This is a genomic window from Paralcaligenes ginsengisoli, from assembly GCF_054781135.1.
Map to the genome: position 1 here is coordinate 198,653 of NZ_BAAGUZ010000031.1, position 14,893 is coordinate 213,545.

At 57.9% G+C, this 14,893-nt stretch carries 13 protein-coding genes; 3 read left to right on the forward strand and 10 right to left on the reverse strand.

The window, feature by feature from the left end; translation table 11 throughout:
- Nucleotides 1–61: 61 nt before the first annotated feature.
- Together ACYVIS_RS14970 and ACYVIS_RS14975 are read right to left on the reverse strand one after the other, a co-directional pair.
- Nucleotides 62–241: a hypothetical protein gene (locus tag ACYVIS_RS14970; RefSeq protein WP_460874305.1), complete on the reverse strand. Its 180-nt coding sequence runs from the start codon at nt 239–241 to the stop codon at nt 62–64.
- A 16-nt stretch (nt 242–257) separates the two neighbouring features.
- Nucleotides 258–1,184, reverse strand: coding sequence for a YicC/YloC family endoribonuclease (locus ACYVIS_RS14975; RefSeq protein WP_460874306.1), 927 nt, complete (start codon nt 1,182–1,184; stop codon nt 258–260).
- Between the two features lie 189 nt (nt 1,185–1,373).
- On the opposite strand from ACYVIS_RS14975, the gene rph reads away from it, so the two are divergent.
- Nucleotides 1,374–2,108: a ribonuclease PH gene (gene rph, locus ACYVIS_RS14980; protein ID WP_460874307.1), complete on the forward strand. Its 735-nt coding sequence runs from the start codon at nt 1,374–1,376 to the stop codon at nt 2,106–2,108.
- A 40-nt stretch (nt 2,109–2,148) separates the two neighbouring features.
- Here the strand turns inward: rph and kdpE are convergent, their stop codons facing one another.
- The 8 genes from kdpE to ACYVIS_RS15020 form a co-directional block, all read right to left on the reverse strand.
- The gene (kdpE, locus tag ACYVIS_RS14985) at nt 2,149–2,850 is read right to left on the reverse strand and encodes a two-component system response regulator KdpE (protein WP_232743061.1); all 702 of its coding nucleotides are present in this window, start codon (nt 2,848–2,850) and stop codon (nt 2,149–2,151) included.
- 14 nt (nt 2,851–2,864) lie between these two features.
- The gene (locus tag ACYVIS_RS14990) at nt 2,865–5,603 is read right to left on the reverse strand and encodes a DUF4118 domain-containing protein (RefSeq protein ID WP_232743062.1); all 2,739 of its coding nucleotides are present in this window, start codon (nt 5,601–5,603) and stop codon (nt 2,865–2,867) included.
- Nucleotides 5,604–5,697: 94 nt separating this feature from the next.
- A complete protein-coding gene (kdpC, locus tag ACYVIS_RS14995; protein WP_232743063.1) occupies nt 5,698–6,270 on the reverse strand; it encodes a potassium-transporting ATPase subunit KdpC in 573 nt (190 codons plus the stop codon).
- A 9-nt stretch (nt 6,271–6,279) separates the two neighbouring features.
- The gene (kdpB, locus tag ACYVIS_RS15000) at nt 6,280–8,307 is read right to left on the reverse strand and encodes a potassium-transporting ATPase subunit KdpB (RefSeq protein WP_232744533.1); all 2,028 of its coding nucleotides are present in this window, start codon (nt 8,305–8,307) and stop codon (nt 6,280–6,282) included.
- A gap of 82 nt (nt 8,308–8,389) precedes the next feature.
- Nucleotides 8,390–10,195, reverse strand: a complete 1,806-nt coding sequence (gene kdpA, locus ACYVIS_RS15005) for a potassium-transporting ATPase subunit KdpA (RefSeq protein ID WP_232743064.1) — start codon at nt 10,193–10,195, stop codon at nt 8,390–8,392.
- Between the two features lies 1 nt (nt 10,196).
- On the reverse strand, nt 10,197–10,286 hold the full coding sequence (gene kdpF / locus ACYVIS_RS15010) for a K(+)-transporting ATPase subunit F (RefSeq protein WP_232743065.1): 90 nt from the start codon (nt 10,284–10,286) through the stop codon (nt 10,197–10,199).
- 289 nt (nt 10,287–10,575) lie between these two features.
- The gene (locus ACYVIS_RS15015) at nt 10,576–11,934 is read right to left on the reverse strand and encodes an MmgE/PrpD family protein (RefSeq protein ID WP_232743066.1); all 1,359 of its coding nucleotides are present in this window, start codon (nt 11,932–11,934) and stop codon (nt 10,576–10,578) included.
- A gap of 42 nt (nt 11,935–11,976) precedes the next feature.
- On the reverse strand, nt 11,977–13,137 hold the full coding sequence (locus tag ACYVIS_RS15020; RefSeq protein ID WP_232743067.1) for an acyl-CoA dehydrogenase family protein: 1,161 nt from the start codon (nt 13,135–13,137) through the stop codon (nt 11,977–11,979).
- A 113-nt stretch (nt 13,138–13,250) separates the two neighbouring features.
- Here ACYVIS_RS15020 and ACYVIS_RS15025 point away from each other — a divergent pair, with 113 nt between their 5' ends.
- Together ACYVIS_RS15025 and rdgB are read left to right on the forward strand one after the other, a co-directional pair.
- The gene (locus ACYVIS_RS15025; RefSeq protein WP_232743068.1) at nt 13,251–14,171 is read left to right on the forward strand and encodes a LysR family transcriptional regulator; all 921 of its coding nucleotides are present in this window, start codon (nt 13,251–13,253) and stop codon (nt 14,169–14,171) included.
- Nucleotides 14,172–14,233: 62 nt separating this feature from the next.
- Nucleotides 14,234–14,833, forward strand: a complete 600-nt coding sequence (rdgB, locus tag ACYVIS_RS15030) for an RdgB/HAM1 family non-canonical purine NTP pyrophosphatase (protein WP_460874308.1) — start codon at nt 14,234–14,236, stop codon at nt 14,831–14,833.
- Nucleotides 14,834–14,893: the final 60 nt, after the last annotated feature.

Sequence of the window (14,893 nt, forward strand, 5' to 3'; positions counted from 1 at the left end):
TAAAAATCATTCGCATTATTATCTCTAAGGGAAATTTTTGCAAATTCCCAGGCCATGATGTTTATCCAAACCCGTTTTCATCGCGTTCGACGCCTTGATCCGCATAGTCCAGCAGTTCGAGCACAAACAGCATAGAGTATCGGTCGAGCGCGATACTGCCTGGATTCACAGCAAGCCAGCGTCCTGATGAAATGAGAAAAGCCCGTAAATACGGGCTTTTCAGAGATGTGCAATCGCTCATGAAGCGTCGTGGAAGATTACTCAATGTTTTGCGCCTGCTCGCGCATTTGTTCTATCTGCAATTTCAGGTCGATAGCGGCGCGGGTGATGCTCAGGCCGCTGGCTTTGGAGCCCAGCGTATTGGCCTCGCGGTTCATTTCCTGGAACAGGAAGTCCAGGCGCTTGCCAATGCTGCCGGTTTTCTTTTTGTCGGTGCTGGTTTCGCCTGTACGCAGCAAGTGTTCCAGCTCCGAAATATGCGAGCGTAGGCGTGAAAGCTCCTCGGCGACATCGATACGCAGCGAAAACAATGAGGTTTCCTGGGCGATGCGGGCCGACAGTTCAGGGCCGCTGATTTGCGCAAAGCCGCCGGGGCTGGCAGCTTCCAGCGTTTCGCGCAGCTTGTTGGCGAGTTTTTCCTGATGATCGGCAAGCAGTTGAGGTAATTCGCGCTCCACTTGAAGCACGATATCGGCCACTTCGGCGGAGCAGGCCAGCATCATGGCCGCAAGACGGGCGCCTTCGCGTTCGCGATTCGCCTGCAGCTCGGCAAGCGCCTGCGTGGCGGCTTCCAGACACATGGCTGTCCAAATTTCCGGATCGAATGTACCGCTGTCGGCACTGTTTGAATGATTCAGCAGCTCGGCAAGCCTGGGGGCTTCCATATCGGGTATGACGGCCCGCGCCGCGGCGAGCTGTTCGGCGACGACTGCCAAATAAGCAGTATCCAGGGTTTTGTCCGTGTCATTTTTCGTGCGGGCATAATTGGCACGGATGTCGATCTTGCCGCGACTGATGAACTGGCCCAGTTTTTCTCGAATCGCTCCCTCGGCCATACGCAGATCTTCAGGCAAGCGAAAGTTCGGATCGAGAAAGCGGCTGTTGACGCTGCGAAACTCTATGGTCACACTGCCGGCGGGCGATTCGGCTCGGGCACTGCCAAATGCGGTCATGCTGCGTATCATGGGGTGTCCTGCTGAGAATGAGAGAGATGCCTATTATGGCCGATATGGCTGGCAACATAAAAGCCGGATAACTTGCTTTTTTCCGGCCAGATGCCTTGCTGCCTTGCCTGTTTTCCCGTACGAGCCTTTAAAATAGACTGCTCAGTACTGTTTGTCCTTCGCCAACCAACGATTACTCAAAGGAAAGCCTTGTCCACTTCCACCAAGCACCGCCCCTCGGGCCGTGCAATCAACCAGTTGCGCCCCTTGTCGATTGAAACCGGTTATACCCGCCACGCGGAAGGCTCTGTGCTGATCAAGGCCGGCGACACCCATGTCTTGTGCAATGCCAGCGTACTGGAAAAAGTGCCGTCCTTTCTAAAAGGCAAAGGGCAAGGCTGGGTTACGGCCGAATATGGCATGTTGCCGCGTTCCACGCATACACGCTCCGACCGCGAAGCGGCACGCGGCAAGCAAAGCGGGCGCACTCAGGAAATTCAGCGCTTGATCGGCCGCAGTTTGCGGGCGGTTTTCGATCTGGAAGCCCTGGGCGAGCGCACTTTGCATCTGGATTGCGATGTCTTGCAGGCCGATGGCGGCACGCGTTGCGCCAGTATTACAGGTGCCTGGGTAGCCGCCGCGCTGGCCGTCCAGGGTTTGATCGATAGCAAGGTTCTTGCCGTCAACCCGTTGCGCGACAGCGTGGCGGCGGTGTCGGTGGGCATGGTCGACGGCAGGGCAGTGCTGGATCTGGATTACATAGAAGACTCGGGCTGCGATGCCGATATGAATATCGTCATGACCGGCAGCGGGCACTTTGTCGAAGTTCAAGGCACGGCCGAAGGGCAGACCTTCGATCGCGGGGCTTTGGACAATCTCCTGGATCTGGCGCGCGATGGCATCGCGCAACTGGCGAAATTTCAGCAGCAGGCTGTCACGCCATAACGGTAACGCAGATATCGCTATGGAAATCAGCAGGCCCGCCCTACAGCAAGGGGAGGAGCAGGCGGTAGCCCACTGCGGTTTCAGTCAGGAGGTATTGTGGCTGGGCGGGGTCGTCTTCCAGTTTCTGGCGCAAATGGCTCATGTAAATTCGCAGATAATGGGCATTTTCGGTGTACGAGGGGCCCCAGACCTGGCGCAATAGTTGCGTATTGGTGACGACGCGCCCCGCGTTGCCCGCCAGGACCGCCAGCAAGCGGTATTCCGTAGGTGTAAGGTGCACCATCTGGTTTGCCTTGCTTACCATGCGAGCCTGGAGATCGATTTTGACATCGCCAAACTCGATGATGCCATGCACGACGGCCGCGGTTTGTTGGGCACGTCGTTGCGCGGAGCGGACTCGGGCAAGCAGTTCCCCGACTCCGAACGGCTTGCTGAGGTAGTCGTCGGCTCCGGCGTCTAGCGCCTTGATTTTATCGGCCTCGCTGGTCCGCGCCGACAATACGATAATAGGAACGCGGGACCATTGCCTCAGATCGGCTATCAGATCGACCCCGTCGCCATCCGGCAGGCCAAGGTCGAGAATGATCAGTTCGGGTCTGCGTGTGCCGGCTTCGATAAGGCCGCGTTGCAGCGTGTCCGCTTCAACGATTTGCCATCCTTCGTCCGTTAGCGACATGCGAAGGAAGCGTCTGATTTGTGGATCGTCCTCGATCAACAGTGCAATGGGAACCGATTCTGTCATGGTAGCGGATTACTTTAGTCCAGGTCGGGCATGTCTGGAACTGTGCCCAAAGGCAAGGTAAAAACGAAGCAGGCTCCACCATCCGGTGATTGCGCCGCGCGGATGACACCTCCATGCGCCGCAACGATGGCCCGGCAAATCGCCAGGCCCAGGCCGATTCCGCTGGTTGCGGATTCTTGTGCGCCGCGAGTGAATTTTTCGAAAATGGCTTCCTCCTTTCCAGGGGGCAAGCCAGGCCCGTTATCATAGACTGAAACTTCCAGGAATTGGCTTGCGGTTTTTGCGGCAATCGTGATGCGAGAACCGCTTGGAGTGTATTTACCGGCGTTTTCCAGAAGATTGCACAGCACTCTTTCGATCAGCATGGCGTCGAAATGAACCAGCGGCAGATCCGGGGCAAGCCGGGTCGCTATTTCATGGCCGCGCAGCAAAGCTTGATTGATGCGCAATGCGCTGCCCAGGACTTCCTCGATATGTTGCCATTGCCGATTGAGCTGAACTTCGCCGCTCTGGATACGCGCCATATCAAGCAGATTGGCAACCAGATTGCTCATGCGCAGGGATTCATTGTGCAGGGCATGGGCCAGCTCCGATTGCGTCCCCGTCAGCGCGGGCCGCGATAAGGTGAGTGCTTCGGATAATCCCACCAGTGAAGTCAGCGGCGTGCGCAGATCGTGCGACAGCGCTGCCAGCAAAGAGTTGCGCAGGCGTTCCGATTCCATTCGCACCAGGGCGCTTCGCGCCACATCGATATAATGCACGCGTTCGAGGGCGATGGCGGCAAGCGTTGCAAAGGTGTCCAGGTGCTGCCGCTGTTCGGGGATCCAGATCCAGCGATGGCTCCTCGGCTGTATGGCAAGCACGCCGCGGGTGCGCATCGGTGCTATCAGCGGGAGATAAAACAATTTGCTGCCGGGCAGGGTATCGGTGCCCAGCCCAGCCGGCAATGCCCGGTCGTAGGACCACTGTGCGGTACCCATATCGATAGAGTCCGGATTCGGAACCGTGCTGGAATGCCCAGGCGCTGCAACAGAAGCCCGCAGGCGGCTGTTATCGTCGGGCAACAATAGGCTTGCCCTGGAGTGGAACATGCGCTGGATGACGTCCTGTGTGATGTCCACAATTTTTTCTGTTTCCAGGGGGCTGGATAGTTCACGGGCGAATTCGTACAAGGCGCGGGCGCGCCGTTCCCTATGCGCGGCAACCTTGGCCTGATAACTCAGTCCGGAGGCCAATTGCCCGGTAATCAGCCCGACTATCAGCATCACGGCGAATGTAAGCAGGTATTGGACATCGCCTACCGCGAAGGACAGGCGGGGCGGGACGAAAAAGAAATCGAACAGGGCAACGCTCAGGAATGCCGCCATAACCGCAGGCCCGCGCCCAAGCCGTATGGCTATCAGCACCTCCAGCAGCAGGAACAGCATGACGATGTTGGCCAGATCGAAGTAAGGCAGCATGGGCGTGACGCCGATCGCGGTTAAAACGCAGGCGATCGCCGCCCAGATGTAGCGCCAGGGGTGCCTGTCCCTGCGCGAGGGACGGGGTGAGTCATAAGAGCCAACCCTGAGGTTGGGGCCTGGGTTTCTGTCTATCTGCCCTTCGGCCAGCCCGGCGTGGCTGATTTCGATGAGATCGAGGTCGGGTGCGTAGCCGGCGATGCGCCTGGCATGGGTTTTTTTCCAGAATGGCGGCGGATGGCCACGCCCGAGAACGATTTTGGAAAAATTATGGCCATGCGCGTAGTCGGCGATTTCCCTGGTGACATTGTTGCCTGGCAGGACGGCCGTGGTGGCTCCCAGGTTCTGTGCAAGCTTCAATGTTTTCAGGATACGCTCACGTTCCCTGGACGATAAACGCTGCAGCTCAGGTGTTTCAATATAAATGGCGTGCCATTGGGCATTTAGCTGGCCGGCGAGCCTGGCTGCGCTGCGGACCAGATGTTCGCTTCCCACGGGACTCGGACCCACGCAGGCCAGCAAAGCGGTATCGGTTTCCCATACTTTATTGATCGATTTTTCGATCCGGTAGGCCTGAACATCGCTGCCTATCCGGTCGGCGGTGCGCCGCAGCGCCAGCTCGCGCAAGGCAATAAGATTGCCCTTGCGGAAAAAATGGCGGGCGGCATGACCGGCCTGTTGCGCCTGATAGACCTTGCCGTCTTTGAGCCGGGCCAGCAATTCATCGGCGGGAAGATCGACCAGCACCACTTCGGCGGCCGAGTCGAAAAAGGTGTCGGGCAGGGTTTCCGTGATGCGGATGCCCGTAATGCCGCCCACCACATCGTTCAGGCTTTCGAGATGCTGCACGTTCACGGTAGTGAAGACATTCATGCCTGCGTCGAGCAGTTCGTCGATATCCTGCCACCGTTTGGGATGGCGTGAGCCGGGCACATTCGAATGCGCCAGCTCGTCTACCAGCACCAGCTCCGCATGGCGAGCCAACGCCGCATCGATATCGAACTCCCTGAGGTCTTTACCTCGATATTCGAGTAGTTTCAAAGGCAGGATTTCAAGGCCCTGGGCGAGTGCGGCAGTTTCGCTGCGGCCGTGTGTTTCCACAATGCCGATTACGACATCGAGTCCCTCGCTCTGGAGCTGGCGGGCGGCCGCCAGCATGGCGTAGGTCTTGCCTACGCCCGCCGACGCACCGAAATAAATACGCAGTTTCCCGCGCGAGGCCTGGCGTTGCTGCTCGGTTACCTGGGCAAGAAGAACATCAGGATCCGGACGCGGATAGTCGTTTGAAGGCATGTGTCGGTGCGGCAATATGGATTGATGTTTCGCATTTCCCGGTTAGTGCGGAAAGCCCGATCCTTGTTCCCGGGCCTGTATTTGCCATGATACGTCAGTGCTGCTCGTCGAGCGCCATATTCAGGGCCAGTACGTTGATCCTGGGCTCGCCAAAAAAGCCGAGATGTTGAACCTGTGCATGGCTGGAAATGAGCTTGAGAACCGCCGCGAGAGGGAGCTTGCGCAGGCGGGCGATACGCGGGGCCTGGTAATTGGCCGCCGCGACGCTGATTTCCGGATCCAGGCCACTGGCCGAAGCGCTGACCAGATCGACAGGAATTGGCAAGGTATTGTCCGGATCAAGCCGTTTCAGCGCTGCAATGCGGCTTTTTACGGAGTCCGGCAGTGCGGGATTGGAGGGGCCAAGATTGGAGCCTCCGGAGGCCGCCGCATTGTTCGGCATCGGCCCGGTGGCTGATGGCCGCCCCCAAAAATAGCGTGGCGACGAAAACGATTGGCCGATGAGCGCCGATCCTATCGTCCGGCCATTTTTCTGTATCAGGCTGCCATTGGCCTGGTAGGGAAAGATTATTTGGCCTATGCCTGTTATTGCGTAGGGATATACCAGGCAGCAAATCAGGCTAAGTGCTGCAAAAAGTATGAACGCCGGGCGCAGTGTGTCTTTCATGATGATTTCCTACACAAGATGAAGCAAGGTCAGCGCCAGATCAATCAGCTTGATGCCGATGAATGGCACGAGGATCCCGCCCAGTCCATAGATCAGCAAGTTGCGGCGCAATAACTGCGCAGCGCCAACGGCACGGTATTTGACGCCTTTGAGGGCCGATGGAATCAGAGCCACGATAATCAAGGCATTGAAAATCACCGCCGACATGATGGCCGATGAGGGGCTGGCCAGATGCATGACGTCGAGCGCCTTCAGTTGCGGATACGTAGTGACGAACGCTGCCGGAATAATCGCAAAATACTTGGCGACGTCGTTGGCAATGGAAAACGTCGTGAGCGAGCCGCGTGTGATCAGCATCTGTTTGCCGATTTCCACGATTTCCAGCAGCTTGGTCGGATTCGAGTCCAGATCGACCATATTGCCGGCTTCCTTGGCCGCTTGCGTGCCGGAATTCATGGCCACGGCCACATCCGCCTGGGCCAGCGCCGGAGCGTCATTGGTGCCATCGCCCGTCATGGCTATCATTCGTCCTTCCGCCTGATAGCCGCGTATCAGTTTCAGCTTTTCCTCGGGCGTGGCCTCGGCCAGGAAATCATCCACGCCGGCTTCGGCGGCGATCGCGGCGGCCGTCAATTTGTTGTCGCCGGTAATCATGATTGTCTTGATACCCATGCGACGCAGTTCGGCGAACCGTTCCTTGATACCGCCTTTGACTATATCTTTCAGTTCGATTGAACCTATTACCCGGCCATTGTCAGCCACAACCAGGGGAGTGCTGCCGCGCCGGGACATATCGTCCACGGCTCTCTCGACTTCAGCCGGAAAAGCCTGCCCCAGCGATTCGACATGACGCCTGATCGCGTCGGCGGCGCCCTTGCGAATCGCGCGGCCGTCAATATCGATACCGCTCATGCGGGTTTGGGCAGTGAAGGGCACGAAGCTGGCATGCAGCGCCGTCATGTCGCGTTCGCGGATATTGAAGCGCTGCTTGGCCAATATGCAGATGCTGCGTCCTTCGGGCGTTTCATCGGCCAGGGATGCCAGTTGCGCCGTGTCGGCCAGTTGCTGTTCCGTGAGGCCGGGAGCGGGGACAAACAATGCGGCTTGCCGATTGCCGAGGGTAATGGTTCCTGTCTTGTCCAGCAGCAGTATATCGACGTCGCCCGCCGCTTCGACCGCGCGGCCCGACGTGGCGATGACATTTGCCCTCATCATCCGGCTCATGCCGGCCACGCCGATGGCTGAAAGCAAGCCGCCTATCGTGGTCGGGATAAGGCAGGCCAGCAAGGCGATCAATACGGTGATTGACACCGGCGAACCGCCGTTGGCAATATGAACCGAATAGAGCGAGTAAGGGAGCAAGGTGACGATAACCACCAGAAAGACTATGGTGAGCGCTACCAGCAAGATCGTAAGAGCGACTTCATTGGGCGTTTTTTTGCGTTTGGCTCCCTCGACCATGGCGATCATGCGGTCCAGGAATGCTTCGCCGGGATTGGTCGCCACGCGAACGATCAACCAGTCCGACAGCACCCGTGTTCCGCCCGTCACTGAACTGAAATCGCCGCCCGATTCGCGAATGACTGGCGCGGATTCCCCTGTGATGGCGCTTTCATCTACAGAAGCCACTCCGTCGATGACCACACCATCGGAAGGAATGGTGTCTCCTGTTTCGACCAATACCGTATCGCCTTTGCGCAGCGCAATGGCATCGGTTGCGGCCCATGGACTGCCATGCCGGGCGGTCTCCAGCTTCTTGGCGATAATGGTTTTCTTCAAGGCCCGCAGCGATGCCGCCTGTGCCTTGCTGCGGCCTTCGGCCAGGGCCTCGGCGAAATTGGCAAACAGCACGGTGAACCAAAGCCAGATTGCCACGGCAAGAATAAATCCCGGACTTGCCTCGCCCACGCCGACGACAGCCTGGATGAACAGCAGGGTGGTCATGATGCTGCCCACATACACCACGAACATTACCGGATTGCGCCATTGGATACGCGGATCAAGTTTTTTGCACGCTTCAATCAAGGCGATAAGCATTGAATACAAGTCGAATTGCGTGAGGGCCGCACGCGAGGCATTTGCCTTTTTGGCTACAGATGGATGCATGGCGGATCCCTTGTCAGCGAGCGAAGAGTTGCAAATGTTCGGCTATAGGCCCCAGGGCAAGTGCCGGCACATAGTTCAACACGCCAACCAGCACGACCGTGCCGATCAGCAAGACGAGGAACAGAGGGCCGTGCGTGGGCATGGTGCCGGAATTGGCCTCGAGCCGGGGTTTTGCGGCCAAAGAACCGGCTATCGCCAGGACGGGCACGATCACGGCGAAACGGCCGAACCACATCGCAATCGCTAAAATTACGTTGTAAAACGGCGCGTTGGTCGATAAGCCCGCGAATGCGCTGCCGTTATTGTTGGCCGCGGAACTGAAAGCATAGAGAATTTCCGAAAACCCGTGGGTGCCGGGATTGCCGACCGCGCTTTGGCCGGGCCCCGTCATGACAGCGATTGCCGTGCCGGCCAATACCAGCACCGGTGTGGACAGAATCGCGATCGAGGTCATTTTCATTTCGTAGGACTGTATTTTTTTTCCTAGATACTCGGGGGTGCGGCCTATCATCAGGCCGGCGATGAACACGGCAAGAATGGCGAAAATCAGCATGCCGTACAGGCCGGAGCCCACTCCACCGAAGATCACTTCACTGAACTGCATAAGCAGCAGCGGCATCATGCCCCCGAGCGGCATGAAAGAATCGTGCATGGCATTGACCGCACCGCAGGATGCCGCGGTCGTGACTGCCGCGAACAAGGCCGATGCGCTGATGCCAAAGCGTGTTTCCTTGCCCTCCATATTCCCGCCCGACTGCAGGGCGGATGCGGCCTGGTCGATGTTCAGGCCGTGGAAGAACGGATTTGCGTGCTGTTCGGCGATCATCGTGACCGCCGCCATCACGATGAAAATCGCGATCATGGCTCCTATTACCGTCCAGGCTTGCCGCATGTCTGCGACCATGCGGCCGAACGCGAAACACAGGCCGGCCGGAATCAGCAGTATCGACAGCATCTGGACAAAATTCGACAGCGGCGTCGGGTTTTCAAAAGGATGAGCGGAATTGGCGTTGAAAAAGCCGCCGCCATTGGTGCCCAGCATTTTAATGGCTTCCTGCGAAGCGACTGGACCCATCGCCAGCGATTGTGTTTTCGCGATCAATGTTTCCGTCTCGGGATTGCCTTGCGCATTTTTCAGCGGCTGGCCCGTGGCATCGGTTTTGACCTGCTGGTACGTGACAGGATCGAGCAAGCCCACGTTCTGGTAGGCCGAGAAGTTCTGGACAACGCCCTGGCTCATCAGAAATATGGCAAAGAAGGTTGACAGCGGCAGCAGGACATAGAGCGTCACGCGCGTGATATCCACCCAGAAATTGCCTATCGATTGGGCGGAGCGAAGCGAAAAGCCGCGTATCAGTGCAAAGGCTACCGCGATGCCTGTCGCCGCCGAGAAAAAATTCTGCCCCGTCAAGACTACCATCTGAGTCAGATAGCTCATGGTCGATTCGCCGCCGTAGCTTTGCCAATTCGTGTTGCTGACAAAACTGATCGCCGTATCAAAAGCCAGGTCGGGACCGACGCCGGGAAAAGATTGCGGATTGAGCGGCAGCCAGGCCTGCAGGCGCTGCATGGCATATACGGCCAGCGCGCCCAAGCCATTGAAGGCAAGCAGGGCAAGCGCATAGCGTTTCCAGCTCATGGCGGAACGGGCCGATGCCCCTGCCATCCGATAGAGCAGGCTTTCAACTTTGCCGAGCCAGCCCATCCCGGCGACGGGCGCTTCGCTTGCCACCTTAGCCAGATAGATGCCCAATGGATAGGCGAGTATCAGCAATATCGCCAGGAACGCGGCAAGCAGCATGAATGATTGCGCAGTCATGTCACAAATCCTCGGCCTTGAACAAAGCGACAATCAAATAGACGAGCAGGCCCAGCGCAGCGATTGCGCCTATGACGTAAAAGGTGTTCATGACCGTCCTTTTAATTTGTCGCAGCCCATGGCGAGCAGGCTGCCGAGAATTAAAAACACGAGGATTGCGCCGATATAAATCAGGTCCATCAAGAGGCTCATCGAAAAGGCTTGCGCCGATGATGAGCAGCTTAGTCGGAAGCGTCTAAATAATTAGTAAAGACTGGGCCTGCAGGCGTAAAGGAAAAGTAAATATTTCCAGGGATGATCGCCGGTTGTCCGGCTGATTGGGCTGTGGCTGCCATGATGGGGGGCATAAGGGGCCCGCCCGTGCGCCGTAGCGGCGAAGCTTACCCCTGGCTCAGGAAACGTCCGATCCGCTCGCTATTGGCCATATTCCAGACCTTGGCTATCAGGTTCCGCACTTCTTCGGGGGTGGCCGCGTTGCGATAGATGCCCAGGCGCAGCGCTTTTTCTTCCAGCTCGAGTCTGGACAGGGTATTGCCCGGATCCCCTTTGGGTACGTCGACACGCCCGGCAAGTGTCTGCCCCTGGCGGGTTTGCACGGTGACTTTGCCTATCCATTGCCTGGGGTAGGCGGCGTCGACTTCGGGGTCCAGCTGCATGGTGACGCGCTGGCGAAAATCGACGATGGCCGGATCGTTCAAGCCGGCATCGAATTCGGGCAAGCCGGCATGCCGGCGCTGGGCAATGAGGCCCAGGACCGAGCCCATGGAGAATTTCGACTGATGCACTGTTTCGGGCTTGACCACTGGCCCGAGCACATCGATGGCACCCTGGTGCACGTGGGCGACCACCGAGGCGATATCGCTGAATTCCAGCTTATGGGTTTGCATGACCTGCAGCAAGGCGTCGGCGGCGGGGTGGGTGTGGCGGCAGGAGGCGTGATACTTGAATGAAGTTTCAAGCAGGGCCCAGCGCGAACCCAACAGATTCGTGAGGCGGCTGGGGTCCGCATCGCGCGACATGCCGGCCGCCATGCCTTGCGGGCCTTCCAGTATATGTGAGGCCCCGGTAAACCCTTCGCTGGCCAGCCAGGCGGCGGTCAGGCCATCGGCTGCCGCTTTGGCTGTGTGCAATTGCTTGGAGTCGGCTCCGTCGCGCAGGAATTCCCACAGGCCAGCCGCTTGCGTTCCGGCCGAACCCAGGGCGTGCAGCATTTGTGCCGGATCCAGGTTAAGCAGGCGGCCTGTGGCTATTGCCGCGGCAAGCGTTCCGGCCGTGCCGGTGGTATGAAAAACCGTATAGTGCGAGCGGCCCAGGAATTCGCCTATGCGTATGCCGGCCTCGTAGCCGGCGACCGAAGCGACCAGCAGGTCTTTGCCTGAGCGCCCCAAAGCCTGCGCCATGGCAATGGCGGGAGGGAACACCACGGCGGCAGGATGAAATACCGAGCCATTGTGCACATCGTCCTGTTCGACCATGTGTGCCGAGGCGGCATTGACCATGGCGGCAAACAAAGGGCTGGAACTGCGGCGCGTGACCATGTCTTCGGAGGGCCCGCTGGCCGGCCCCATGGCCCGGGCAAAGCCCGATACGGTTTGTACCGGCCGGGAACTTGAGCCAGCCAGTATCGAGGCCAGGCAATCGAGCAGCAGATCTTCCGCGCGACGCAATACGGGTTCGGGGATATCGCCGAAGTTGAGTTCGGCGGCAAATCGGCAGAGTTCGGCGCTGGGATGATTCATGGTCTTGCAGTGCGTGTAGAAGAATAAAAAACAAGCTGGCGTTCAGAACGAGCGCGGCAAACCCAGCACGTGCTCGGCCACATAGGACAAAATCAGGTTAGTGGAAATCGGCGCCACTTGATAGAGGCGGGTTTCCCGGAATTTGCGTTCGATATCGTATTCGTTGGCAAAACCGAAGCCGCCGTGAAATTGCAGGCAAACGTTGGCGGCTTCCCATGAAGCGTCTGCCGCCAGCAGCTTGGCCATATTGGCCTGGGCTCCGCAGGGCTGGTGCGCGTCGAACAGGCGGCAGGCCTCGTAGCGCATCAGGCTGGCAGCCTCGATGTTGATCAGCGCCCGTGCGATGGGAAACTGCACGCCCTGGTTTTTTCCTATGGGGCGATCAAATACGATACGCTCTTTGGCGTAAGCCGATATCTTGTCGACGAACCAGTAGCCGTCGCCGATGCATTCGGCGGCAATCAGGGTGCGTTCGGCGTTTAGCCCATCGAGTATGTATTTGAAGCCCATGCCTTCCTGGCCGATCAGGTTTTCCGCCGGAATTTCCAGATTGTCGAAAAACAGCTCATTGGTTTCGTGATTGACCATGTTTGGAATGGGCCGCACGGCCAGGCCTTTGCCGATGGCCTGGTGCAGATCGACGATAAAAATCGACATGCCTTCGGATTTTTTCTTGACCTGGTCGAGCGGGGTAGTGCGGGCCAGTAAAATCATCAAGTCGGAGTGCTGGATGCGCGAGATCCAGACCTTTTGGCCATTCACCACATACCGGTCGCCTTTTTTTACCGCCATGGTTTTGATTTTTGTGGTGTCGGTGCCCGTAGTGGGCTCAGTTACTCCCATCGATTGCAGGCGCAGCTCGCCCGTGGCGATGCGCGGCAGGTAACGTTCTTTTTGTTCTTTGGAACCATGGCGCAGCAGGGTTCCCATATTGTACATTTGGCCATGGCAAACACCGGAATTTCCGCCCGATCGATTGATTTCTTCCATAATGACCGAGGCCTCGGTCAGGCTCAGGCCCGATCCGCCGTATTCCTGCGGAATCAACGCAGCCAGCCAGCCGGCCTCGGTTAGCGCGTTGACGAATTCCTCGGGGTAGCCGCGCTGCTCGTCGATTTTCCGGAAGTATTCGGGAGGAAACTGGGCGCACAAATCGCGGATGGCGTCGCGGATTTCCTGGTATTGTCGGTTTGGCTCCTGCATTGGGGGCTATCCTGATTTCATTACAATGCTGCTACTGTGCCCGAACGCAACATGCTTGCCTATTATTGATTGCTTAAGCGGGAGTTTATTTTTTTTGAAGAAGGCTTCATTTTATGGCCATGCACTTTGATTTGACCGATATGCAACTGATGGTCAATGTGGCGGGGGCCTCCAGTCTGACCAAAGGCGCCGAGCGCAGTTTTTTGTCGCTGCCCGCAGCCAGCAATCGTGTCAAAAACCTGGAAATCCATCTGGGCACGGCCTTGCTGTATCGCAATAGCCAGGGAGTGACACTGACCCCGTCGGGCGAGGCGTTCGTACGACATGCCCGCATAGTGCTGCGCCAGATCGAGCATTTGCGTGGCGATATCCAGGAGTTCGCGCGAGGCGTCAAAGGCAGTGTGCGGGTATATGCCAATACCACGGCCATGAATGAATTCATGCCGGCCGTGCTGGCGCACTATCTGGCCAATCACCCCGACGTCAATATCGAATTGCGCGAGCGTTTAAGCTACCAGGTAGTCAAGGCCGTCGCCGACGGGACCGCCGACATCGGGGTCACCGCCCAGGCCGGCGGTGGAGAAAATGTCGAGTTCCTGCCGTATAGAACCGACAGGCTGGTACTGGTCACACGCTCGGACCATCCATTGGCTGGGCACGATATCCTGAGTTTCGAAGAAACGCTGCGATACGATTACGTAGGCTTGTCCGAAGCGAGCGCCATTCATGCTTTCTTGCTGCAGGCCGCCGATGACATGGGGCGCGTTCTGCGCTTCAGGGTCGAAGTCAGCAACTTCGAAACGGTGTGCCGCATGATTGCCGCCCAGGTCGGGATCGGCGTAATTCCTGAATCGGCCGCACACCGTTATGTGAAGAACCTGCGCCTTAAAATCATTACGCTCAGCGATGAATGGGCACTGCGCAAACTGCATATTTGCGTGCGGCAGTTCGACAGGTTGCCGGTCTTTGCCAAAGAGCTTGTATCGCTGCTGGTTCAGGACGCGGCCCAGCCCGCCGACGTGGCGGCTCTGTAGGAGCGAGCCTCGTGCCCGCTCGTTCGCCCGGGTTAAACTATGGGTTTGACGCGAATTGCCCCATGCCAGATTCCAAAGTAGTACTAGCCTCCAATAACGTCGGCAAGCTCAAAGAATTTTCAGCCATTCTTGGTCAGGCGGGTCTGGTGATGGTGGCCCAAGGTGAATTGGGTGTGGCCGAAGCGGATGAACCGTTTGCCACTTTTGTCGAAAATGCCCTGGCCAAAGCCCGTCATGCAAGCCTGCATACCGGCTTGCCCGCGCTGGCCGACGATTCCGGCCTTTGCGTGGATTGCCTGGGCGGCGCACCTGGCGTGTTTTCGGCCCGCTATGCTTTGCAAAATGGTGGTGAAAAATCCGACGCGGCCAATAACCAGCACCTGCTCCGGATGCTGGCGCCTCATAGGGATCGCATAGCCTCTTATGTGGCAGTACTGGTGTATCTGCGTTCGGCCGATGATCCGCGGCCGATTGTCGCCGAAGGAGTCTGGAAGGGCGAAGTGGTGGATACGCCGCAAGGCACCAATGGTTTCGGCTACGATCCGTACTTTTATTTGCCCGATCTGGGAAAAACAGCGGCGCAACTGAGTCCGGAAGAGAAAAACCAATTCAGCCATCGCGCGCAAGCCTTGAAAAAACTGATACAAGCGCTGCGAGCCTAGCCGATTGGCGCATGCTAGGTATCCGGTAGTAAGCTAGCGGCAATAGCCTCACCATCAACC